The following is a 24098-nucleotide window of genomic DNA, read 5'->3' as shown; positions in this document are numbered from 1 at the left end:
GCGCTCCTTAAGCGACATGACGATTACTTAGTCTTGTGCTTCCTGAGGCTGGTCCGCTTTATCTTTGGCTTCCCTGCGCCGTTTCAATTCGGCGCGCATCCAGGCGGCCGATTCGGCCATATCCCGCCTGAGCTCGGCTATCTCATCATCCGTGAGCCGCCGAACCAGCGGCTCATCTCGCTGAGATATTGAGTTTGGCTTTGCCGTTTCCTGCTGTTTGCTCATGGTCATTATTCCTTTTCTGGAGCAGGTCCATGTCTCCAAGAGTTTATCTTGCAAGCCAATAAAACCAAAGGGCCCCATTCACTCGGTAAAAGTGAATGGGGCCCTCAATCAGTTCTCTTTATTCCGCTCTCTTTAACAAGCTAAGTTTGCGGCCTGGCACACAAGAGGCTGTTAGCGGAGGATCATCTGCGCCCGCTCCGGGCCGACAGAGATCATTTTTACCGGTACGCCCATCAGCTCTTCAACCCGCTGCACATACTTTTGCGCCGCCAGAGGCAGGCTTTCAAAGGTGCGGCAAGCCGTGATGTCTTCGCTCCAGCCTTCCATCTGCTCATAAACCGGCGCCAAGGCTGAGGTTTGTGGCCAAATCGGGTTTTCGCTGTGATCGCCCAGATAATCGATGCAGATTTTCAGATCCTGCATCCCACTCAAACAATCCAGCTTGGTCAGCGCCACTTCGGTAGCCGCCTGCAGCTCGACACCATTACGGGTGGCCACGGCATCGAAATAGCCCATATCACGGGGACGCCCGGTTACCGCGCCATACTCATTGGCGGCTTCGCGGAAGCTGTCCTGCTCTTCCATGGCGGTGATCAAGGTGCCGGTTCCCACTGATGAGCTGAAGGACTTGGCTACGGCAATCACCCGCTCGGGGCGCAGTGCCGGTAAGCCACTGCCGAGACCGGCATAAGCGGCGGTCACGTTGGAAGATGTGGTCCAAGGGTATTCACCGTAAACCAGGTCACGACCCGCGCCCAACTGGGCTTCAAACAGCAGGTTTTCATCTTTTGCCTGCAGCGCTTTCAGTGGCTCGCTCACGTTGCAGATGGCATCACGCCAAGGGGCGGACACTTCCAGCAACCAGGCAGTCATCTCTTCTGCGGTTTGCGAAAATTCAAAGGAGGGATACAGCGCCTTGAGCTGCGGCAGTTTCCAGTCCAGCATAAACTGGATACGTTCACGCAGTACTTCAGGCTGCTTCAACCAACCCACCAGAATGCCTTTTTTCATTACCCGGTCACCGTAAGCCGGGGCAATGCCTTGGCGGGTAGAACCGTAAGCACCGTCACCGAGACGCTCTTCTTCCAGAGTATCTTCAATGGCGTGGATTGGCAGGCACAGAGTCGCCCGGTCGGAAATGCACAGATTGACATTGACGCCGGCGGCTTTTACCACGGCAATCTCTTCGGAAAGTGGCGCCGGGCTTATCACCATGCCAGGGCCCAATACCGCCAAACAACCAGGATTGAATACGCCGCTAGGCAGTTGATGCAGTTTGAATGTACCAAAGTCATTCACAACTGTGTGGCCGGCATTGTTGCCGCCCTGAAAACGTATACTCGCCGCTGCGCTATCTGCCAGATAGTCCACGATACGGCCTTTACCTTCATCACCCCAGTTTGCACCAACTACAACGATAGACGACATTTCCAGTTCTCCTAAACAAAAACCTGTCTATCCTATGACCACGGCATAAATAAGAAAAATTAATAATCATTATTGGCTTGATAAGAAATCCATATCGGGATACTTTGCATCGAAATCGAAGATAGCGGGCAATTGCCATGACTAAGGCCATGACCAAGCCGCCAACCATAAAGCGCCTGCCCTAAAGCTGCAAAAGTACCGCTAAAAAACTCTTAAAGAGGCTGTTATGCTCGAACTCCACTGGCTTAAAACCTTTGTCACCCTGGCCCGCCTGGAACACTTCGGCAAGGCGGCCAATGAGCTGCATATGACTCAACCCAATGTCAGCTTGCATATCAAACAGTTGGAGCAAACTACCCGAGTAAAGCTGATTGAGCGTAATCCATTTCGGCTGACCCAAGCCGGTGAGCGCTTGCTAAGGAGTGCGCACAACACCCTGATGGAGCTGCAAAGTTGCCAGGCCGATCTCAACGCCATCAATGATCTGTGCCAGGGCACCATGACCATAGCCGCCAGCGATATTATTTCCAGATGGCTGCTGATAGGCCCGTTTCAGTCGTTCAAAACCGAATTCCCCGGCATCGACCTGACTCTGCTGAACACCACCTCCTCGCAGGCGGCAGACCTGGTAAAAAGTGCCAAGGCAGATCTCGGCTTTGTGATGGCGCAAAAAGAGAGTCAGCCGCTGCATTTTACCGAGCTGAAACAAGTGAAATGGTACGCCTTGGGCAATGATCTCAAGGCCTGGCAGAGAGGAAAAGTCCCCAGCCCGCAGGAAGCACCGACCTTGATACTACTGGGGCACGACACCCGCACCCGGGATCTGATTGACCCGGCACTGCCTGAGCTCAAACTGCCGGAATACCGCATCATGGAAGTGGGCAGCGTGGATGCCCAAATCGACTGGGCCGAAGCCGGCTTCGGCATCGCCATAGTGCCGGACTTCGCCCTGCACCCGAAACTCAATTTGCAGTCCAGCATTACCCCACTGCCCAGCTTCCCTTCCGCCAGCCTGGGGTACATAGTGCGTCAGAACCAGGTGCTATCCAAAGCCATCAAGAAACTGCTCCATTGGGTGGATGAAGAGATATTGCAATCGCCGAGTGTGGGTTAACTATTTAAGGATGGAGATGAAAAATCGGCGTCAGAAGGCCAGCCCCTCAATAGGCCTATTGACTATAAAGTTTCTCTGAAACATCATCGTATTGGTTACAGTAGGGATTTAACTAACTCTATAATCTATTCTTGTACCCACTCTAAATTTTAAAAGGTACAACAAGTGAACTATTTTCCCCATTAACTTTATGATTGATAATAACCATTAGGGAATTCAATATAAAAGGATCTTTTTATGAGCTACGAGCTTTCATTCTACAAAACAAATTTAGACAAGATAAAAGAGATTATTGCTTCTGAAGATCACGAAGAAATCTCCAACGGAAAAATTTCAGAAATCATCAACTCAAACTGTGAATATATTGGCGGGATCTGTCATAGTTCAGGTTGCAGTGGCTATTTTGCAGAATATGTAACTACTATTGCCGGCGACTATTTCTCAGAACCCACGTTATATGACATTTTTATGTCCCGTGATGATCTAATGCCATCTTTACCAGACACAAGTATAAGTTATATTAAGCACTCTGAAATAGAGAGATTCATTGCTGCCACCCAAAATAAACATAAAGAAATTTACTTCGAAGATAATGATGACTTTGAAGAAGATCTTGATATATTAGAAGATGTATTTAAAGATGCTCTCAGAGACAATAAAGATATCATCTGCATATATTCTTAACCGTGACAACTTTTTTGCCCTTAAAGCAATATTAAAAATATTCTCGAATCTCAAATTTGTGAATGGTTGATGAATGTGTGTGCCCCAAACATCACTTTGGGCACATACATTTGAGAACACTACCATTTTGCAGTATGGACAGCTTCAAAGCCTTCCCAGAGCGCAATGGGAAAGGTAATATTCGACATTGAGAACGGTTGGGGTTGGTCATTGTTTTTGTTTGGCGACTAAGCAATAACTCTCCAACCGTTTTCATTTCCAGTCCACGCCAATCTGCGATAAACCCAAAAAAGCTCATGATTGTCATGGGCTTATTTCTATTTACTGCGTCTTATTGCGGCTAATTACCTAATGGGCAATTATTCCCACTCGAAGATCAATGAGAAGAAAATATACCTAAATAACAGCCAGTTAGAAAGGTAGCTTTTCTCGATACCATCATCTATACCATGCGCAGATTTTTTTGATTTTTTGCGGCTCGTCGATGTTTTAGTTCGGCTTTGGCCCAGGCTGATGACTCTTGCATATTACGACGAAGCTCTTGTATCTCTTCAACACTAAGCCGCCTCAGACCCGAGGTAATTCTATCCATCTTGTGCCTCCAACTTGTCGCAGTACATTTTTAAAACGCATCAAAAAATGAGTTCCCAGCAAGAAACCTCGAGGAGGTTTACAGATGCACTATTACAATCGGCATCGCCCCCATCAATATAATGGTGGCGATGCTTCTGTTCACGCTGAGAATTGGCTTAACTTACTGTCGGGAATTAGTTGACCACTATAAAGCTCGAGATAAAATCCCCACTATCTCTCATGAGTGGGGGATTTTATGCTGTAGGCTATTTACATCGCAGGTTGAATACCGTTAGGACAGGTACCTGGCGAGCCGGTGCCAGGAATCGTGGCCGGCGCTGTTGGCACTGGGTAATCGCTCTCTGATAACTGTATTGAATTGTGGCTGACTGCCGGTACGGTTTCAACATTACACCCGCGAGCGCCACCTGAATCGAACCCACCACCGACTTTCCCTTTACAGACGAAGGAGCAACTAAAATGCGCGTCTTGTAAATCGTGCACGTTATACTTCTGACAGCCAACAGCGGGGTCAGTGCCAACCGAAGTGAGTTTACCTAGCCAAGCAGGGTTTTTTGCCCGGCTCTCCAGCTCTTTATTCACTGTTTCAGCAGTGGCACAGCGACGTGTCACATAACGTGATCCATCGATGAGGTTTTCGACATCATTGATGCAATATTGATATTTGTAAAACTCAGCGGAAGCCAATGATTCAGGATTACCAGCGGCAACAGAGCCACAGACAGCGGTCTTGTGCGAACGCTCGCAGATAAATTTAGGCCCACGACACACATCGCACGACACCGGTGATGTCGGTGTTGGGTTAACCGCATCACCCCCACGGCTGTTTTTGACAGGCAAGGTGGCGCTCACCGTTTGACCTTTAGCATCAGTGACCGTCAGCGTAATATCCCCTCCGATATAGGTGCATTCGCTCGCAGGTTTGCTAATGGTTGCCGTTGGGTTATCGGTTGTTTCACCGCTTAGCACCACGCCTTTGGCTGGCGGCGTCCAGCGATAGGAGTAGGGTGGCGTGCCGCCGGTAATTGCCGGTGCATGCAAACTCACTAACTTATCGATACCATTTAGTGAAGTCAGATCCGTGTTTATGCTTTTGAGTGCAGCTGTCAATTTGCTACTGTCTATTAGCGGTGGCGTAGTCGGGGTACCTGATTTGATCACCACTGTATAACTTTGACTGCCAGCCTGATAATGATCCGGCGTATCACCCGCGACAATATCAAGTTTATAAGTGCCAGCCGATCCAACTTGTGGGTTAATACCAATGGTAGCGGCATTTAGAGGTCCGAACGTGCCAGCAGGTGCCATATCCGGGGTAACCGACCAAGTGATCGTTGTTGGCGTCACTGGTGCGTTGCCAACGCTACTCACAAAATCGACCGTGATATCTAAAGCGGGATCGCCTTCTGTAAAGCTTAGGTTTGTTGCGCCTTTTGGCCTTACCACAATAGCCGGCTCGTAGACCACAACATTAATCGTGTCTTGTTGTGCAGCGCCACCTGCGATAGGGGTTCCCGTTACGGTAAAGGTAAGCGTGGTATCACTCGTCACATCAGGTGCGGTAAATGAAGGATTATATTTATCCGCATTATTTAACGTAACCGTTGGCGAGCCTGCGGTTTGCGCCCATTGGTAACTCGCAATGCTGATGCCAGTGGCACTTAAGTTCACGGTTTGCCCAGCGCGCACGCGCAGATCAGCCCCTGCACTAATGCTAGGCGCGGCCAATACTTCCACCATCGCCGTTTTCGATACTCTATTTCCCGTGCCTTGAGCCGTAAAGGTAAAGACGTATTGGTTGTTGGTAGCAAAAGCAGGCGCCGTAAAGGTACTGGTTAAACTGCGTACATCGCCCGTTACGCCGCTATTGCTGAGCGTAACGGGACTGGCCGCCGTAGGAAATTGGCTCCACGTTAAACTTTGCACCGTTGCAGGGCTGCTTGAGTCTGCATCGATCACCGTACCGACTAAGCTAACACTTTGTCCTTCATTGACATAAAGAGCAGGAGTAACATGTACCGATAAATCGGGCTGGCCCTGCACTGTAACTGTTACTTGGTCTTTTTTGACTATGCCATTGCTGGTAACCGACAGTTCAAATACCAAGTCTTCGCTGGTGCCCGCCGCTTTCGCAGGAGAGGTAAATGATGCATTCAAAGTGTTTGCATTTATTAAAGGGGTTACATCTATGCCAGAAATCTGTGTCCAAGCATAAACTGGTGCATTGGCATGTTGCACGCTACCGTGCAACTGCACACCACTTAAACTTTCAGCTACAGAAAAATCATTGCCAGCGCTGACTAGTAAAGGCAAAGCGGGTACGGTAACTACAATGCTATCTTTAGCTGTATTACCTAAACTGTCGGTTACCGTGAGATTATAGTTAAGCTGTGCTTCATGGGTCAGAGACGGCGCGATAAATGATGGGTTCGCATCATTGGTACTGCTCAGTACGGCATTCGTATCATCTGTCCAGCTATAGGTGTAGGGTGGTTTCCCCCCTGCAACGTTCGCGTTCAAGTGCCCCGTTTGCATCGGTGGCAAATCAAAGTCAGCACCCAAGTCGACGCTCATATGACGATCTTGAATGGTCACAGCCACCGTGGCGGTAGCCGTATTGACCGAATCCGTTGCCGTGACTTGCAGGTTAATAGTGGTATTGGCATCCACATTGGGCAGGTCCAAGCTTGCATTCGCTGAGGATGCATTGGTAATGTTTTTTGTCGTGAGAAATGTTGTGCTGGCATCTGCAATTGTCCATGCATAGCTTACCGCACCATCGGCATCTTTAACCGATGCCAGTAGTTTGAGAGTATTACCTTCTGCCAATGTACGAGTCGCTGGGCCGGCGGTGACTTGCAAGGCATCGTTAACATGGTAAGTGACACTGTCGGTCGCAGAGCCGTTAGCGGTATCATTTACCGTTACTTTAAGGGTTACAGTTGCAGGGCCACTTGGAGCAATGAAGCTTGGGGTGGCGGTGTTTGCATCTGTTAGGGTAATGCCTGAACTTGTGGTTTCTACCCAGCTATAACTGAGCGTACCAAAAGTATTGCCAACACTGACTCTTGGCTTCACCGTCTGATTTGCTGTAATGGTCGCATCATTAGAGGCGGTTACCGTTAATGGTAGTTTGGGTGGCGCGACCACGGGGTCGACGGTCACCGTCATTTGTGCTTTGGCTACGGCAGAGCCATCACTCACTTCGACTTCTATCACAATATCCTGATGGCCGCTCACGCTAGGAGCAGTAAAACTTGGTGAATCCGTTTTATCGTCTGCAATCGTAATGGTTGGGCCACTTAATTGCGTCCACTGATAGCTTAGGGGACCACTGGCGTTCATCACCGTCGTTTTTGGTTGCACCACATGACCACTATATACGCTTTCATGCCCAGCCATACTAAGCGCAAGAGTGGGTTTGCTTGGCGCATTAGCAGGCACTGCCTGAAACTGAGTATCAGTGGTTTTAGTAATCACTTTACCTTCGGTAGAGGTATAGGTAATGGTTGCCTGAAGCTTGATGTTGGTATTACTGCTTACTGATGGCGCATTGATGATGGGCTGAGCTGTATTGTCACCCACAATTATCAAGTCGCTAGGTTTCGGATTAGGCTCAATCACCGTCCACCGGTAAGAAAGAGATGCGCCGTTGTCTAAACGGGGGACATGGATATCGATACTTGGTTTAAAAGTTTTGCCGGATTCTACCTGAATGGGAGCTGCTGTACTGACTCCCGGGCCTGTTGCCAAGTGACTACCTATTTGGTTTTGGTGAGGCACCAGCTTAAATACGGGTTTAGCGGTGTAAAGTAGCGAATCGGAAACGGTACTGGTGCCATCTGTTACAGTAACATTGACTCTAATACCTGTTTCTGCATTGACATTGGGCACAACAAACGCGGGGTGCTCTGTTGTTGCATCAGTTAAGGTAACATCGCTGCTCTCCCACAATACTGATACACGACCAAGCGCACCGGTAATAGTTGCTGCAGGATACATTGAATCCCCTTCTTCAACTAAACAGTTGGTGGTGCAGCCCTTTGGTTTAATAATCTGTACCGACAAAGACGCAGTTGCCTTCACTTGAATATCGTGTGTAATACTCACTTGGTGACCATTGGCATCAGTTACTTGCACTACCCATTGGAAGTCGGTATCGGTTGCAACCGCTGGCGGCGTAACCTCGGTAGTTTTTTCATTAACACTACTAATCGTAGCGTCTGGACCTTTTGTTTGCGTCCATTTATAGGTAAAAGGCCCCGTGCCACCATTAACCTCTGCAGTCAAACTAACAGAGCCATGACCATTGTACACTTGATACTTAGCGCCTTGCTGAGGCTGAAAAGGTCCAGGCTTTATTTCTACTAGCTGTGTTTGTGATGTGCTTTTCCCGCTACTGACTTCCGTAGCTGTTACTTTAAATTCGAGTTTTCCCGGCTGCTTGGGCGCGACGAAAGACGCGGTTTGGCTGGCGCTGTCTATTAAGTTGACTGTGGTACCGCTCAATTGCTGCCATTCATAGCTGAAGCTTCCACCGCCACCGGATTTTTCGGCTTTTGCCGTTAAGTGAACTGTTTGCCCTGAAGTGCTTTGCTTAACTGTGTGTGACGATTGAGAGTTTGCGTCAACTTTGCCCGTTCCGGTATTAATCTGGTTAACAAAGCTGATGCCCTTGGGCTTAACCGTGAGAACCACAATCGTATCAAACAACAGGCCGCTGGTATCTTCAGTTTGTGCCGAGAAATATAACTCTGTGTCCTGAAAAACATCAGGTGCTGTAAACTCGACTCGATTATCTATTTGTTGCCAAGATACTGTTTGTTCACTGAACAGTTCCCAAATTACTGCCTTGTCGCTATCAACCAACCCATTAACCGTATAGGCCGCATTTAAAATGACCTTGTGTTCCGAAGTAACTTCCGTTGGGCCTGTAACCTCTAATGACTCAACATCTCCAATAACGTCAACCGGTGAGGTGATGTCTATGGTAACATCCTTGCTTACCGAGATACCTGAAAAACTAGCTGTTACACGAATGCTCGCTTGCTCAAGATTTGACGGTGCGACAAAGAAACCCTTATTACTGTTACTACCTAAGCCAATTGGTGATGCACTCTCGTCCATCCAGAGGTAACTTGCACCATCAATATTTTGTCCATTTTGTTGAAACTGAACCTCAACCACCGTAGATTGACCCACTTCAACGGATAAGGGCGCGCGGATCACCTCAATTGTAAACTCTTTATTTGTATCCGAAGACATTGAGGTTCGGTCGCAGGCAACCAGAAAGAATAGCATCAAAAGCAAACCAAAACCTTGGCTAGATAATTTCATAAGTAATAATATCCCTATCATACAAAATATCGAAAAATTTTAAGATTATTTAAACCTAAAAAGCATAATCAAACTTAAAACATCAATAACATAAAGTTATAGTAGACTCAAAATTAAAGCTGTGCAATTTGCTTAATGGGATACTTGTTTTTACTCATTTTTAACGCTCGTGGATAGGCTCCATCCCGCGGTTACCGGTCGAAAAGCTGAACTTATTTTTCTTGGATTACTATTCCCGAATTCAGATAATAAGTGCACCACTCATGGTTAAACGGTGAGGAGAGATCAACTGCCTGTTGGTGATACTCAGTAGTCGCCAAACAAACAAGAGTAGTTACCATGAATTACAAGCAGTTTATCGAGGGACAACGATACCAGATTGAGGCCTATTTACGCGAGGGTTTCAGTTATCGGGAGATAGGAAAACGTCTGAAAGTAAGTCACAGCACAATCAGCCGGGAAGTAAATCGTAATCGAATTCGGGGGAAAGGTCACCAGAAGTCGCTCAGGCGAAGGCATTAAAACGCCGTTGTCAGTCCGCGAAGTCTAGAGTGTCTGGACTGACCATCACCTTTGTTGAGTTCGGTCTCAATGAGAAGTGGAGTCCAGAACAAATAGCCGGTGTTGGTAAAATCATCGGATATAACGTCAGTCACGAGTGGATTTATGGCTATGTCCAGCGTGATAAATTATGCGGCGGCAAGTTGTACAAACAGCTACGCCAGAGTCACTATGCCACTACACTTTCACCTTCAGGCCGTATACGGTGTTGTGCAGCCACTGCCAAAAAAATAGAAAGCCAGCATCAGAATGAACATCAAAGCGAAGAAACCAAATACCTCCGCAAGGTTTTGGGGTAGAAAGCTAAACTCCATTATCAGTGTAATGCCCCAAAAAACCTATAAAAGTATTCACAAATCCCACGATCTAAGGCTGATGTAAGTACCAATAGAAAAAGGCGCCGAAGCGCCTTTTTAAAATCACTATCCCGAGAGGGCTTATTCCCACTCAATCGTTGCCGGTGGCTTGCCTGAGATGTCGTACACCACGCGGGAGATACCGTCGATTTCATTGATGATGCGGTTGGACACCCGGCCGAGGAAGTCGTACGGCAGGTGAGCCCAATGGGCTGTCATAAAGTCGATGGTTTCCACGGCGCGCAGAGACACAACCCAGTCGTACTTACGACCATCGCCCATCACGCCTACGCTGCGAACCGGCAGGAACACAGTAAAGGCCTGGCTGACACGGTCGTACAGTTCGGCTTTGCGCAGCTCTTCGATGAAGATGGCATCGGCGCGGCGCAGCAGATCGCAGTACTCTTTCTTGACTTCGCCGAGTACCCGTACGCCCAGGCCAGGGCCAGGGAATGGGTGGCGATAGAGCATGTCGTAAGGCAGGCCCAGCTCCAGGCCAATCTTGCGTACTTCGTCTTTGAACAGTTCACGCAGCGGCTCAACCAGCCCAAGCTCCATATCTTCCGGCAGGCCGCCGACGTTATGGTGTGACTTGATCACATGGGCCTTGCCTGTGGCGCTGCCGGCAGATTCGATGACATCAGGGTAGATGGTACCCTGGGCCAGCCACTTGGCGTTAACGCACTTACCGGCTTCTTCGTCGAAGATTTCCACAAATACCCGGCCGATGATCTTGCGCTTGGCTTCAGGGTCGTTTTCGCCTTTGAGGGCATTGAGGAATCTGTCTTCGGCTTCCACCTTGATGATGTTGAGACCAAAGTGGTCACCGAACATCTCCATCACTTGCTCGCCTTCGTTCAGACGCAGCAGGCCGTTGTCGACAAACACACAGGTGAGTCTGTCACCGATGGCGCGGTGCAGCAGCATGGCGGTAACAGAGGAGTCAACCCCACCGGAAAGCGCCAGGATCACTTCGTCGTCACCTATCTGCTTTTTCAGGCGCTCAACGGCGTCTTCGATGATGGAAGCGGGTTTCCACTTGGCTTCACAGCCACAGATTTCCAGCGCGAAATGCTCCAGCATACGCTTGCCCTGACGAGTATGGGTCACTTCAGGGTGGAACTGCACGCCGTAGAAACCTTTGGCTTCATTAGCCATGGCGGCGAATGGGCAGGTCTCGGTCTTGGCAACCGCAACAAAACCCTCAGGGATAGCCGAGACTTTGTCACCGTGGCTCATCCATACATCCAGCAATGGACGACCGGCTTCATTAACGGCATCTTCGATGTTTTTGAACAGTGCAGATTCGGCCAGCAGTTCGATTTGCGCATAACCGAACTCGCCCTCGCCTATGCCCTGGATAACCTTGCCGCCCAGCTGTTCGCTCATGGTCTGCATGCCGTAGCAGATACCCAGTACAGGCACGCCTGCGTTAAACACATACTCAGGGGCACGGGGAGAATTGTCGGCGGTGACACTCTCGGGACCACCGGCCAGAATAATGCCCTGAGGGGCAAACTCGCGGATCTGCTCTTCACTGACATCCCAGGCCCAGAGTTCACAGTAGACGCCAATTTCGCGGATACGACGGGCAATCAGCTGGGTATACTGGGATCCGAAATCAAGGATCAGTATCTTGTGCTCATGAATATTGCTCATTGATAACCTTTATCTCTTTAGTTTGATTGCAGTGCCTGCCGTAACAGGCACAGTTTTTATCTGCTTATAAACCAAGGGCGACACTCATGCCGCCCCGAATTTGTTAAACGCCTGAACGGTAGTTCGGCGCTTCTTTGGAGATAGTCACATCGTGAACGTGGGATTCGCCCATACCGGCAGAAGTCACCTTGACGAACTGGGCCTTATCGCCCAATTCCTGAATGGTGGCGCAGCCTGTCAGCCCCATACAGGAACGCAAACCGCCCATGTACTGATGGATAATCTCTTTGATTTTGCCTTTATAGGGAACACGGCCTTCAATACCTTCAGGTACCAGTTTGTCGGCGGCGTTGTCGCTCTGGAAGTAGCGATCGGAAGAGCCCTGAGACATGGCGCCCAGTGAGCCCATACCTCGGTAAGATTTATAAGCGCGGCCCTTGTAGAGTTCAGTTTCACCTGGAGACTCATCGGTACCGGCAAACATGGAACCTGCCATGATGCAAGATGCACCGGCGGCCAGCGCCTTGGCCAGATCGCCTGAAAAACGGATACCGCCATCGGCAATCACTGGGATACCAAGATGCTTAACGGCAGCAGCGGCATCGGAAACCGCAGTGATTTGCGGTACACCCACACCGGTAACGATACGGGTAGTACAGATGGAGCCAGGGCCAATACCGACTTTAACCGCATTCACACCAGCTTCTACCAGCGCCAGGGCGCCTTCGGCGGTCGCCACGTTGCCGCCAACGATTTGCAGATCCGGATACTTGGCACGGGTATCGCGAATACGCTGCAGTACCCCTTCAGAATGGCCGTGGGATGAATCAATCAAGAGTACATCAACACCGGCTTTGACCAGCGCATCAACACGCTCTTCGTTACCTGGACCAGCACCAACAGCGGCGCCAACACGCAGACGGCCCAGCTCATCTTTACAAGCATTGGGCTTACGCTCGGCTTTCTCGAAGTCTTTAACAGTGATCAGGCCCTTAAGCTGGAATTCATCATTCACAACCAGCACTTTTTCAATGCGGTTGGAGTGCATCAGCTTTTGTACTTCATCCAGCTTGGTGCCTTCAGGTACAGTCACCAGACGCTCTTTCGGGGTCATGATTTCAGAAACCAGGCGGTTGGTATCGGTCACGAAGCGCACGTCACGGCCGGTGATGATACCCACCAGTTCGTTGGCGTCATTGATTACCGGATAGCCGGCAAATCCGTTCTTTTCGGTTAATACCTTAAGCTCGGCCAGTGTCGTGGAAGGTGTTACTGTTACAGGCTGTTGAACCACACCTGCTTCATAGATCTTCACTTTACGAACTTCTTCGGCCTGCTGTTCAATACTCATATTCTTATGAATAAAGCCCAAGCCACCTTCTTGCGCCATGGCGATTGCCAAACGGGCTTCGGTCACTGTGTCCATTGCAGCGGACACCAGGGGGATATTCAGTTCGATTTTGTCGGTCAGACGGGTCTTGAGATTGGCGGTATTAGGGAGAACGGTCGAGTGGGCTGGAACCAGCAGCACATCGTCAAAGGTAAGCGCTTCTTTAATTAATCGTAGCATTGCAACATCTCCCCGGGGGTCAGATTTGAAGGTGAAATATTGCGGCGGCATTATACCTTGCAACCCCGGGGTGGTAAATGGGAAAATAGAGAAAAATTCCAATTTGAACGCAAATTCCATGCCAGAGCCCAAAAAACAGGTATATACCGTCTCCCGCCTCAATGCCGAAGTTCGCGCCTTGTTGGAGGGAAACCTCGGCAGAATTTGGCTCAATGGTGAAATTTCCAACTTTGCCAGCCCAAGCTCGGGCCATTGGTATCTGACGCTCAAGGACAACCACTCACAAATTCGCTGCGCCATGTTCCGTGGCCGCAACCAGAATGTGACCTTTCGCCCGACCAACGGCCAGCAAGTGCTGGTGCGGGCAGCCCTAAGTGTGTATGAGCCAAGGGGCGATTACCAACTGCTTATCGAAACCATGCTGCCTGCCGGTGATGGCCTGCTGGCGCAGCAGTATGAAGCGCTGAAGCTGAAGCTCGCGGCCGAAGGCCTGTTTGCCGCCGACACCAAGCGGCCACTGCCGGCCAATATCCAGCGCATTGGGGTGATAACCTCCCCCACAGGCGCCGCCATTCGCGATGTACTGCATGTGCTGAAACGCCGCGATCCTTCCATCGAAGTGGTGATCTACCCCTCACAGGTGCAGGGCGACACTGCCGCCAACCAGCTTATTGAGGCGCTCACCTTGGCCAACCAGAGGCTGGAGGTGGATCTGTTACTGCTGACCCGCGGCGGCGGCAGCCTGGAAGATATGTGGTGTTTCAACGATGAAAATCTAGCCCACGCCATCTACAACAGCGCCCTGCCGGTAATTTCAGCGGTGGGCCATGAAGTGGATACCTGTATCAGTGACTATGTCGCCGATCTGCGTGCCCCTACCCCATCGGCCGCCGCCGAGCTGGTATCCCAGGATGTCGACAACAAGCGGCAGAAGCTGACCACTGCCATGGCCAGGCTGCGCCAGGGCTGGCAACACTGGCACTTGGCCAAGCGCCAACAGCTGTCGCTGCTGGATCACAAGTTGCAGCGCCAGGATCCCAAGCGGAGGCTGGAGCAGCTGATACAACAGTTTGATGAGCAGCAACTGAGAATGACGGCTGCCATCAACAGTCGCCTCCACCGGCTGGAACACAGACAGTTGCAGCTCAAGAGCCGCCTCGAAGCCCAGAGTCCGGCCCACAAGCTGAGCCTGGAAGCCAGCAGGTTGAATTATCTCGGTCAACAGTTACAGGACGCCATGGCCGATAAACTGAAAGAGGCCAAGGCGCGCCTGGGTGCCAGCGCCCATTCGCTGGAGAGCGTCAGCCCGCTGTCGACCCTGTCCAGAGGCTACAGCATCAGCAAGAACGAAGCCGGGAAAGTCCTGGAAAACAGCCAGAACGCCGTGGTTGGCGAGCAGATGCGCACCCAATTGAAACAGGGCGCACTGCTCTCAAGAATAGAAGCCATTATTGAGGAATAGCATCAATCAGATAAATGCTCCTCGCTGGAGAAAGGAACCGAATTGAAAATACCTATGAGTCGTTGACAGATGTTATTCCAGTTCACAGGCCCTTCATTAAACACAACTCACTGAATTAATGTGTAATATTGGTCATCAGAAACAACAAAGCCGGGTTAAACCCGGCTTTGTTTTGCGAAAAACCTATCAGGCTTTCTTGTTCTTGATGTGCGCCATCATCCGCTTGCGGCGTCTTTCCTGGCTCAGGGTCAGTTTCTCCCCCTTGCCTTCAAAGGGGTTGGCACCTTCCTGGAAGCGCAGCTGAATGGGCGTACCCACAACCTTCAGCGAGCGGCGGTAGTAGTTCATCATATAGCGCTTGTAGGAATCCGGCAGCTTGGATACCTGGTTGCCGTGTACCACCACGATAGGCGGGTTGTAACCACCGGCGTGGGCATACTTGAGCTTGACCCGGCGACCATTGACCAGAGGCGGCTGATGGTCGTCCTGCGCCATCTGCATGATCTTGGTCAGCAGCGAAGTGGACACCCGTCTGGTAGCACTGTCGTAAGCTTCTTCGATGGACTCATACAGATGACCCACGCCAGTGCCATGCAGCGCCGAGATAAAGTGGATGCGGGCAAAGTCGATAAAGCCCAGACGACGGTCCAGCTCACTCTTGACCCTTTCCTTGACGTCATTGTCTATGCCGTCCCACTTGTTGACCGCAATCACCAGCGCGCGGCCGGCGTTGAGGGCAAAGCCCAGCAAACCAAGGTCCTGCTCGGCGATACCTTCACGGGCATCGATAACCAAGAGCACCACGTTGGCGTCTTCAACCGCTTTCAGGGTTTTAATCACTGAGAACTTTTCAACGACTTCATGTACCTTGGCGCGGCGACGCACCCCGGCTGTGTCTATGATGACGTACTCGCGGCCTTCACGCTGCATCGGAATATAGATGGAGTCGCGGGTGGTGCCCGGCTCATCATAAACCACTACCCGCTCCTCACCGAGGATACGGTTGGTCAGGGTCGACTTGCCCACGTTGGGCTTGCCGATAATAGCCAGCTTGATAGGCAAGTCCTGCAGTCTGGCCTGTTCGGCTTCGGCTTCCTCTTCTGTGTATTGACGCTCGTCAACCTTCTCTTCCTCGGGCGCATCCGGGTTAATCCCCATCGCCTCGGCAAAAGGAGCCAGCGCATACTCAATCATATTAGTAACGCCGCGGCCGTGAGCCGCCGCCATCTGATACACCTCACCCAGGCCCAGGGCCCAGAATTCGGCGCAGGCGGAGTCGGCATCGATACCGTCAATCTTGTTGGCCACCACGAAGGTGGTCTTTTGCCGGCTACGAAGATGTTGGGCTATGGCCTGATCGGCCGCGGTCAAACCGGCGCGGGCATCTGTCAGAAACAGCACCACATCCGCTTCTTCGATAGCCGCCAGCGATTGCTCGGCCATCTTGGTTTCTATGCCTTCTTCGGTGCCGTCAATACCGCCGGTATCCACCAGGATGAATTCGTAACCTGACAGATAGGCACGACCGTATTTACGATCCCGCGTCAAGCCTGGGTAATCCGCCACCAGTGCATCACGGGTGCGGGTCAGACGATTGAACAGGGTCGACTTACCGACATTGGGTCGCCCTACCAGGGCCACTACAGGAATCATCTTTTTGCCTCTTTAAAACTTCTCAATAAAAAGCCCCCGGAACGCACTCCCAGGGGCTTGGCAGTATCAAAGCCTGGGATCAGGGCAGAGTTACTGTGGCAATTTTGCCATCCCGGGTCTGCAGATAGATCTTGTCGTCAACCACCAGAGGTTGACTGAACAGGCCCGAGCTGTCGACCTGCACCCGACCCACAATTTGGCCGTTGCTGCGATCGATAAAGTGCAGATAACCTTCAAAGTCACCTACCACTACATAGTCCTGGAACACGGCCGGAGCAGTCAGATCCCTATTGGTCAAATCCGAGTTGCTCCACAGCTCCAGACCGTTACGTCTGTCCACTGAGTATACACGGCTGTGATCGTCCACCAGGAACAGGCTCAGGCCCGCAGTGTCCAGCTCATGGAAACTGGAATACTTACGCGACCACACAATACGGCCGCTGCGCATTTCCATGCTGACCAGGTTACCGTTGTAGCTCACCGCATACAGGTTGTCACCCAGCAACAGCGGCGTCATATCGACATCGGCCATACGGCTGAACTCGTTGCCACCTTTAGGGGTGTAAATCGGTTGTTCCCAAGCGGGTTGACCATTGTTCTTGATAACAACAGTGACCTTGCCATCGGCCGTACCGACAAAGAAACCGCCCTGGGCATAAGCCGGAGAGCTGGTACCGCGCAGAGTCAGGTTCGGCAGGGACGCTTCATAACTCCAAAGCTTTTCACCTGTGTCGACATTGAAGGCATCCAGCGAGCCTGAGCTGCTGTTAACCACCACCATGTCTTCGGCCACTGTGGGCAAGGACAACAGCTCGCCGTCGGCTACTGCATGCCAGAGCACTTCACCGGTTTCGGCATCAAGTGCTGCCAGCAGGCCACTTTCACCACCGACAAACACCTTGTTACGGGCCGCCGTTACGCCGGATGCCAAGCGGGCACCCTTGTTCTTTTTCAGGGCGCCATCACGAAACGCCTCGCTGAAGTCTGTGCTCCAGACCTTCTCGCCGCTGGTCTCGTCAAAGGCGGTTACTTCACCGTAACGGTCGGCAACAAAGATTTTGCCGTAACGCACTGCGGGACGCAGACGGGAGTAATAATCGCCAACACCACTGCCAACCGAAGCGCTCCAGCTAACCTGTGGGAATACGCTGGCATTGATCTCCAGCAGCGGGCTCACAGGTTCTTCTTCCACATCGCTGGAAGCACAACCTGTCAGTGCGCCTATGGCCATGCCACAAGCCAAAAGGGTTTTACACCACGACTTCATTGGCCTTCCTTATGCCTGATTCAGGTTATCGAGTTTCATCTGCAGCGCCGGACTGGTTGTCACGCCACCATTTTTAACGGCTTCCTGATAGGCCAGTCTGGCCTTGTCGGTTTCGCCCTGACGCAGCAGCAGATCGCCTTTAAATTCATCTCTTTGGGTAGAAAATGCGCTGTTCTTAACCTGATCCAGCGTGGTCAAAGCGGTAGCAACCTGGCCCTGCTCAGCCTGAATACGTGCCAAACGCAAGGTGGCAACCGCAGTCAGGGCATCGCCCGGCTTGGCGGCAATCACGGTTTTGAGTGCGGCTTCGGCCTTGGGCAGATCGCCTGACTCAACTGCGCTTTTGGCAACAATCAGTTGCATCAGCGCCGAGTAACCGGCTTGGGCGTGCTGTTTGTCAAATTCGGCAGCGGCAGCCATCACCGCGGCTTCATCACCGCTTTGCATCAAGGCCTGATTAAAAGCCTGAGAGGCGGCTTCGGCACGTTCCACTTTGACATCGGAGTAGTAGTTCCAGCCATAGAGGCCACCCAGACCTATTACGACACCTGCGACTATCGAAGTGCCATAGTCTTTCCAGAACTGCTTGATCGCTTCGACTTGTTGTTCTTCTGTAGTGTAGATTTCCATCCGCACTTCCCCTGTAAATTATTTAATCAGTTCTGCCAAATAGTCGGCCAGGGCCTGGCGTTCTACATCCTGCTGAGCCCCATCACCCCGCAGCGGTTTCACCGCCACCTTGTTATTGGCCAGTTCGGTCTCACCGATAATCAGCGCAAAACCCGCGCCGCTCTTATCGGCTCTTTTCATCTGTTTCTTGAAGTTGCCACCACCGCAGTGACTCATCACCTTGAGCTTGGGCAGCTTCTCGCGCAGTTCCTGGGCAATTTTCATCGCCTCGATTACGCAGTCATCGCCCATGGCGGTCACGTAGACATCCACTTCGGCAGCAACATCGGCGTTCAGCTCCAGGGTTTCCAGCAGCAGAACAATCCGCTCCAGTCCCATGGCAAAGCCCACTGCCGGCGTTTCTTTACCGCCAAGCTGGCTCACCAGACCATCGTAACGACCACCGGCCAGTACTGTGCCCTGAGCGCCCAGGCTGTCGGTGACCCACTCAAATACGGTGCGGTTGTAGTAATCCAATCCGCGTACCAGGCGTGGGTTAACCCTGTATTGGATGCCAACGGCCTCCAGGAGTTCACACAAGCGGGCAAAATGTGCCTTTGAGTCTTCACCCAGGTAGTCCATCAGCGCCGGAGCATCGGCCAGAAAGGCCTGAACCTGCTGATCTTTCGAGTCCAGCACCCGCAGTGGGTTGCTGTACATGCGCCGCTGGCTATCTTCGTCCAGCTTGTCTTTATGCTGTTCGAGGAAGGCCACCAACGCCTCACGATAGGCAGCACGCTCGTCGCTGTCACCCAGAGTGTTCAGCTCGAGGGAAACGTGTTCGGTCAATCCAAGCTTCTGCCACAAAGAGGCTGACAACATCAACACTTCGGCGTCAATATCGGCGCTCTTGATACCATAAACTTCAACCCCAAACTGATGGAACTGACGATAGCGCCCTTTCTGTGGCCGCTCGTGGCGGAACATGGGGCCCATATACCACAGACGCTGTTCCTGGTTGTACAGCAGGCCATGTTCGTTACCGGCACGAACTGTCGAGGCGGTGCCTTCCGGGCGCAGGGTGAGGCTGTCACCGTTGCGATCGGCGAAGGTGTACATCTCCTTCTCGACAATATCTGTCACTTCCCCTATCGAACGCTTGAACAGGTCTGTGTTCTCAACGATAGGTGTGCGGATTTCACTGTAACCGAAAGAGGCAACAGAGGCGCGCAATACCGCCTCAACTTTTTGCCATACGGGGCTTTGGGTTGGCAGAATGTCATTCATTCCGCGAATCGCTTGGATCTGTTTTGCCACTATCTCGACTCGTTTTGCTCTGGGGCTAAAAATTCAAAAATGCCAGCCATTATAGGCGCTTCACCGGCAAACGTAAAACTGGCCAGCGCTGGCCAGTTCACATTCACATCATCGGGGATTATTCGGCTTCTTTGACTGAAATACGGTTTTCCATCATTTGCGCCTTGGCGCGAATTTTGGCTTCGAGGGCATCGACCAGATTGTCGTTGTCGAAGCGTTCTTTCTGACGCTCACCTTCGTCATAGTAACCGCTCTTGCGGTTACCGCCGGTGAGGCCAATATGGGACACCAGGGCTTCGCCGGGGCCGTTGACCACACAGCCTATAATGGAGACATCCATGGCTGTGGTCACATCTTCCAGGCGCTGCTCCAGGGCGTTGACCGTGCCTATCACATCAAACTCCTGCCTTGAGCAGGATGGACAGGCGATAAAGTTAATCCCGCGGGAGCGAATGCGCAGCGACTTGAGGATATCGAAACCGACTTTGATCTCCTCTACAGGATCGGCAGCCAGCGATATTCTCAAGGTATCGCCTATGCCTTCTGCAAGCAGCATACCCAGGCCCACTGCCGATTTAACGGCGCCGGCACGGGCGCCACCGGCTTCGGTGATCCCAAGGTGCAGCGGCTGCTTAATCTGTTTCGCCAGCAAACGGTAGGACTCCACCGCCAGGAACACGTCCGATGCTTTCACCGAGACCTTGAACTGGTCGAAGTTGAGCCTATCGAGAATGTCCACATGGCGCATTGCCGATTCCAGCAAGGCTTCCGGGGTGGGCTCTTTGTATTTGTCCATCAAGTCTTTTTCGAGACTGCCGCCGTTTACCCCGATACGGATGGGGATATTTTTGTCACGGGCAGACTCAACCACGGCGCGAATGCGTTCTTCATTGCCTATGTTGCCTGGATTAATACGCAGACAGTCGGCGCCGTATTCCGCCACTTTAAGGGCGATGCGGTAGTCGAAATGGATATCGGCCACCAGCGGCACCTTGACTTGCTGTTTGATAAGCTTGAACGCTTCGGCGGCATCCATGGTAGGCACAGACACCCGCACGATATCGGCGCCTACGGTTTCCAGCGCCCGAACTTGCGCCACTGTGGCTTCTATGTCTGTAGTACGGGTATTGGTCATCGACTGCACTGCGATGGGAGCGCCATCACCAATGGGCACATTGCCAACATAGATGCGGGTGGAAGGACGGCGTTTTATGGGATTTTCACTGTACATCGTATTCTGCTCTGTTGACTCGGCGCCCTGTGGGCGCCACTTCAATTATCCTGCTTGATGCTATTATGCCTGTGGCAGGGTCAGTCTGGCTACCCGACCGTTGGGGAAATCGGCAAGGCTCACTGCCTGGCCGTTAAATGTCAGGCTAACTGTCTGCGGCGCGCCCAAGACCAGTTTAAAAGGCGCTTTACCCTGTACATTGATGCTTTGTCCTGGCGATCTCAGACCATCTATCAGAGTCTTGCCGTTGGCATCTGTGAGTTTTATCCAGCAGTCACCGTTAAGCTCAATACCGACCGAAGCCTGCGCCGGGTCAGTTACCGGCTCCAGCTCTGCCGCCTCAACGCCGGCGATAGCACCGCTGGTGTTGTTCTCGGCACTGTCTGTGTCTGTTTCAGCGCTCTCAGTATCACTCTCGTTTTCCAAGACTGGGTTTGATGCCGCAGCGGCGCCCGGCTCATTATCCGGCAGTACATCAACGGGCTGCTGCAACGCGTCCTGTTGTTCCATTTGTGCCTGACGTGATTCAAACTCTCTGGCCTGCTGCACCTCTTCTGCCGTCGGTTTGGAAAAGTCGACATCGGAAACCACAGAAGGCTTTTGCAGCCACCACACCACCAGCAGAGCCAGCAGCAGAAAACCGATTAGGTAAGTCACCAGCATCAAACGGCTGTCGGTAGCCTGACGGCTGGTCTTGCGCGAAAAGCTCTGCATCGCAGGTTCAGTCACCTTGGGGACCTGCCGCGCCAAACAAGCGTTAATGGCTTCTTTGTCTACATCCAATATGCGGGCATAGTTCTTCACGTAGCCGCGGACATAGGTGGAGGAATCGATATTGCTGAAACAATCGGCTTCAATATCGGCCACAATACAGGGACGCAAATGCAGCCTGGTAGCCGCATCTTCTATAGTGATACCTTTTTGTTCGCGTGCGCTTTTCAGTAATGACCCGAGCGTATCCTCTTGCCCGGGAACCTTTTGGCTCTCGTCTTCATCCTTGTTGACTTGGTTATTCAACTCTGTCATCAGTGCATACTTGCCCGGTATTGTTTGGCCTGGGGAGACGCTGGAAATTTGGCCTGCAGCAGTATTCCGTAACGCTTGGCGGCCGCGTCATCATTTAACCCTTGCTCAATGCTAATGCCCAACGCCAAACTCTCCGCTGTTTCGGGAATCACCCTATGAAGGCGTTCCAACTGCACTCTGGCCGCGGCGTAGTTGTGGGCGTCAAGCTCCAATTCTGTCAGTTCCAGTAATGAGACCTGTCTTCTGGGCTCATACTTTAGCGCCATCTCAAAATAGTGTCGCGCTTTTTCTATTTCCCCGGCATCCCGGCTGCAAATACCCAGGTTTTCATAGCTGGAGGCAGTGCGGGTATATCTGGGGTTGTCGATTGCCTTCAGGAACATCTTCTCTGCCTTGGCATATTTCTTCTGCTGGCAGAGAAATACCCCAAAGTTGTTCATCGAGTCGCCGCTGGCATTGCGGGTATCTATGGCGGCTTCATAGGCTTGCTCAGCCTTCACCGCTTCACCCACGGTTTGATAGTAATAGGCCATGGCAATATGCACTTCCTCAAGATGAGGGGCGTATTCCATGGCCTTGTCGAGATTAAATTTGGCTTGTTGGGAGTTACCCTTCTGCAGATAGGTCAGGCCTAACTGCGTCCGTTCCTTGGCGGCGGCAATTTTATCAAACTGGCGTTCCGAGACCGGAATGTCCGTGCCGGCATAAGTTCGCTCGGTCACACATCCGGGCAACGTGGCCCCGAGCAGTAACGCGAGCGCTAAACCTGGCAATCCGTGCTTCATTGGCAAACCTATAAATCTGGACAAACAAAGAGTTAATCCATTGTGACCGAAATTTGATTAGCTTGCATGCGTTTTTTCGCCAGACGCTTGGTTCTGTCACGTATATCCCCGGCCAACTGGCCACAGGCGGCATCGATATCATCGCCGCGGGTCTTACGCACTATCACGGTAAGGCCGTATTCCATAAGCACTTTGGCAAACCTGTCGATACGGGAATTGGAAGAACGCCCGTAAGGAGAGCCAGGATAAGGATTGAACGGGATAAGGTTGACCTTGCAGGGGGTATCCTTCATCAACTTGGCCAGCTCATGGGCTTGCTCTGTGCTGTCGTTGATATGATCCAGCATCACATATTCCAGCGTGACCCGGCCGCGGTTGGCGTTGGACTTGGCGATATAACGGCGAATAGCGGCCAAGAATTCGTTGAGCGGATACTTCTTGTTGATAGGCACCAGCTCGTTTCGCAGCTCATCATTGGGGGCATGGATACTGACCGCCAGCGCCACATCGAGGGCGTCGCCCAGTTTATCCAGCGCCGGTACTACGCCGGATGTGGAAACCGTTACCCGCCGTTTGGACAGGGCAAAACCAAAGTCATCCAGCATGATATCCATCGCCGGGATCACGTTGGCCAGGTTCAGCAAGGGCTCACCCATGCCCATCATCACCACATTGGTGACCGGGCGCTCACCGGTTTCCTTCTGGAAGCCGAGGAAATGGGATACCCGCCAGATCTGGCCGATAATTTCAGATACTGTCAGGTTACGGTTAAAGCCCTGCTGCGCAGTGGAGCAGAAAGTACATTCCAGCGCACACCCCACCTGAGATGAAATACACAGAGTCGCCCTATCATCTTCCGGAATATAGACGGTTTCCACTTCCTGACCTTCGCCGACATTGATGGCAAACTTGATGGTGCCATCGGCCGATTTCTGATAGCTGGAGATCTCCGGCGCCACCACTTCACAGCGCTCTTTCAGCTTGGCCCGCAGGTGCTTGTTGATGTTGGTCATCTGGTCAAAGTCACTGATCCCGAAGTGATACAACCACTTCATCAGCTGTTCGGCACGAAACGGCTTATCGCCCAACTCGACGAAAAGCTCACGCATTGCCTTACGATCAAGATCCAAAAGATTGATCTTTTTTTCACTCATTTGACTTACCTCAACATCAAAACCTGCAGCAGGGCGGCGAATTATACAGATAGGCCGCCACTATAG

16 protein-coding genes and 1 pseudogene are annotated in these 24098 nt (G+C 51.7%); 4 read left to right on the top strand and 13 right to left on the bottom strand.

Annotated elements, in window-relative coordinates; translation table 11 throughout:
• Positions 1-27: 27 nt before the first annotated feature.
• Together N512_RS0101750 and N512_RS0101745 are read right to left on the bottom strand one after the other, a co-directional pair.
• Positions 28-225 carry a hypothetical protein gene (locus tag N512_RS0101750; protein WP_028779205.1) on the bottom strand — a complete coding sequence of 66 codons (198 nt, stop codon included), beginning with the start codon at positions 223-225 and terminating at the stop codon, positions 28-30.
• Between the two features lie 171 nt (positions 226-396).
• Entirely contained in the window at positions 397-1653 is a 1257-nt protein-coding gene (locus N512_RS0101745) for an adenylosuccinate synthetase (protein ID WP_028779204.1), read from the bottom strand.
• Positions 1654-1879: 226 nt separating this feature from the next.
• On the opposite strand from N512_RS0101745, the gene N512_RS0101740 reads away from it, so the two are divergent.
• On the top strand, positions 1880-2767 hold the full coding sequence (locus N512_RS0101740) for a LysR family transcriptional regulator (protein ID WP_025009774.1): 888 nt from the start codon (positions 1880-1882) through the stop codon (positions 2765-2767).
• A 237-nt stretch (positions 2768-3004) separates the two neighbouring features.
• Complete coding sequence (locus N512_RS0101735; protein ID WP_028779203.1) at positions 3005-3451, top strand: hypothetical protein; 447 nt, start codon at positions 3005-3007, stop codon at positions 3449-3451.
• Positions 3452-4294: 843 nt separating this feature from the next.
• On the opposite strand, the gene N512_RS0101730 is transcribed toward N512_RS0101735, so the two are convergent.
• Positions 4295-9403, bottom strand: coding sequence for a PKD domain-containing protein (locus N512_RS0101730; protein WP_156029021.1), 5109 nt, complete (start codon positions 9401-9403; stop codon positions 4295-4297).
• A gap of 318 nt (positions 9404-9721) precedes the next feature.
• Here N512_RS0101730 and N512_RS24815 point away from each other — a divergent pair.
• Positions 9722-10113, top strand: a pseudogene (locus N512_RS24815) (transposase); the annotation flags it as partial.
• Positions 10114-10380: 267 nt separating this feature from the next.
• Here N512_RS24815 and guaA read toward each other — a convergent pair.
• Positions 10381-11958 carry a glutamine-hydrolyzing GMP synthase gene (gene guaA, locus N512_RS0101720; protein ID WP_028779200.1) on the bottom strand — a complete coding sequence of 526 codons (1578 nt, stop codon included), beginning with the start codon at positions 11956-11958 and terminating at the stop codon, positions 10381-10383.
• Between the two features lie 103 nt (positions 11959-12061).
• Positions 12062-13528 carry an IMP dehydrogenase gene (gene guaB / locus N512_RS0101715; protein WP_028779199.1) on the bottom strand — a complete coding sequence of 489 codons (1467 nt, stop codon included), beginning with the start codon at positions 13526-13528 and terminating at the stop codon, positions 12062-12064.
• Between the two features lie 118 nt (positions 13529-13646).
• Between guaB and xseA the strand changes: the two genes are divergently transcribed.
• Positions 13647-14990: an exodeoxyribonuclease VII large subunit gene (xseA, locus tag N512_RS0101710; protein WP_028779198.1), complete on the top strand. Its 1344-nt coding sequence runs from the start codon at positions 13647-13649 to the stop codon at positions 14988-14990.
• Between the two features lie 186 nt (positions 14991-15176).
• Here xseA and der read toward each other — a convergent pair whose 3' ends face one another.
• From der to N512_RS0101670, 8 genes are all read right to left on the bottom strand, one after another.
• Complete coding sequence (gene der, locus N512_RS0101705) at positions 15177-16643, bottom strand: ribosome biogenesis GTPase Der (protein ID WP_025887505.1); 1467 nt, start codon at positions 16641-16643, stop codon at positions 15177-15179.
• A gap of 79 nt (positions 16644-16722) precedes the next feature.
• Positions 16723-17910 carry an outer membrane protein assembly factor BamB gene (gene bamB, locus N512_RS0101700; RefSeq protein ID WP_028779197.1) on the bottom strand — a complete coding sequence of 396 codons (1188 nt, stop codon included), beginning with the start codon at positions 17908-17910 and terminating at the stop codon, positions 16723-16725.
• Between the two features lie 9 nt (positions 17911-17919).
• Positions 17920-18540: a YfgM family protein gene (locus N512_RS0101695; RefSeq protein WP_028779196.1), complete on the bottom strand. Its 621-nt coding sequence runs from the start codon at positions 18538-18540 to the stop codon at positions 17920-17922.
• An 18-nt stretch (positions 18541-18558) separates the two neighbouring features.
• Positions 18559-19836: a histidine--tRNA ligase gene (gene hisS / locus N512_RS0101690; protein ID WP_028779195.1), complete on the bottom strand. Its 1278-nt coding sequence runs from the start codon at positions 19834-19836 to the stop codon at positions 18559-18561.
• A gap of 118 nt (positions 19837-19954) precedes the next feature.
• Positions 19955-21067 (bottom strand): flavodoxin-dependent (E)-4-hydroxy-3-methylbut-2-enyl-diphosphate synthase, encoded by a 1113-nt coding sequence (gene ispG / locus N512_RS0101685; RefSeq protein ID WP_028779194.1) that lies wholly within the window; start codon positions 21065-21067, stop codon positions 19955-19957.
• A 63-nt stretch (positions 21068-21130) separates the two neighbouring features.
• Entirely contained in the window at positions 21131-22093 is a 963-nt protein-coding gene (locus N512_RS0101680) for a RodZ domain-containing protein (RefSeq protein WP_028779193.1), read from the bottom strand.
• Complete coding sequence (gene pilW, locus N512_RS0101675; protein WP_028779192.1) at positions 22093-22878, bottom strand: type IV pilus biogenesis/stability protein PilW; 786 nt, start codon at positions 22876-22878, stop codon at positions 22093-22095. The genes N512_RS0101680 and pilW overlap by 1 nt, the downstream gene beginning before the upstream one ends.
• Before the next feature lie 32 nt (positions 22879-22910).
• Complete coding sequence (locus N512_RS0101670; protein WP_025009762.1) at positions 22911-24032, bottom strand: bifunctional tRNA (adenosine(37)-C2)-methyltransferase TrmG/ribosomal RNA large subunit methyltransferase RlmN; 1122 nt, start codon at positions 24030-24032, stop codon at positions 22911-22913.
• Positions 24033-24098 lie beyond the last annotated feature (66 nt).

Origin of the sequence: Shewanella sp. 38A_GOM-205m (genome assembly GCF_000518445.1) — a bacterium.
Taxonomy (GTDB): domain Bacteria; phylum Pseudomonadota; class Gammaproteobacteria; order Enterobacterales; family Shewanellaceae; genus Shewanella; species Shewanella algae.
This window is presented reverse-complemented; position numbering and strand designations above follow the sequence as displayed.

Excerpts from the sequence above, each read along its gene's own strand:
- bamB (WP_028779197.1), bottom strand. The coding sequence starts at position 17,910 with ATGAAGTCGTGGTGTAAAACCCTTTTGGCTTGTGGCATGGCCATAGGC.
- guaA (WP_028779200.1), bottom strand. The coding sequence starts at position 11,958 with ATGAGCAATATTCATGAGCACAAGATACTGATCCTTGATTTCGGATCC.
- ispG (WP_028779194.1), bottom strand. The coding sequence starts at position 21,067 with ATGTACAGTGAAAATCCCATAAAACGCCGTCCTTCCACCCGCATCTAT.
- N512_RS0101735 (WP_028779203.1), top strand. The coding sequence starts at position 3,005 with ATGAGCTACGAGCTTTCATTCTACAAAACAAATTTAGACAAGATAAAA.
- xseA (WP_028779198.1), top strand. The coding sequence starts at position 13,647 with ATGCCAGAGCCCAAAAAACAGGTATATACCGTCTCCCGCCTCAATGCC.
- N512_RS0101695 (WP_028779196.1), bottom strand. The coding sequence starts at position 18,540 with ATGGAAATCTACACTACAGAAGAACAACAAGTCGAAGCGATCAAGCAG.
- N512_RS0101740 (WP_025009774.1), top strand. The coding sequence starts at position 1,880 with ATGCTCGAACTCCACTGGCTTAAAACCTTTGTCACCCTGGCCCGCCTG.
- der (WP_025887505.1), bottom strand. The coding sequence starts at position 16,643 with ATGATTCCTGTAGTGGCCCTGGTAGGGCGACCCAATGTCGGTAAGTCG.
- N512_RS0101750 (WP_028779205.1), bottom strand. The coding sequence starts at position 225 with ATGAGCAAACAGCAGGAAACGGCAAAGCCAAACTCAATATCTCAGCGA.
- N512_RS0101730 (WP_156029021.1), bottom strand. The coding sequence starts at position 9,403 with ATGATAGGGATATTATTACTTATGAAATTATCTAGCCAAGGTTTTGGT.
- N512_RS0101745 (WP_028779204.1), bottom strand. The coding sequence starts at position 1,653 with ATGTCGTCTATCGTTGTAGTTGGTGCAAACTGGGGTGATGAAGGTAAA.
- N512_RS0101670 (WP_025009762.1), bottom strand. The coding sequence starts at position 24,032 with ATGAGTGAAAAAAAGATCAATCTTTTGGATCTTGATCGTAAGGCAATG.
- N512_RS0101680 (WP_028779193.1), bottom strand. The coding sequence starts at position 22,093 with ATGACAGAGTTGAATAACCAAGTCAACAAGGATGAAGACGAGAGCCAA.
- pilW (WP_028779192.1), bottom strand. The coding sequence starts at position 22,878 with ATGAAGCACGGATTGCCAGGTTTAGCGCTCGCGTTACTGCTCGGGGCC.
- guaB (WP_028779199.1), bottom strand. The coding sequence starts at position 13,528 with ATGCTACGATTAATTAAAGAAGCGCTTACCTTTGACGATGTGCTGCTG.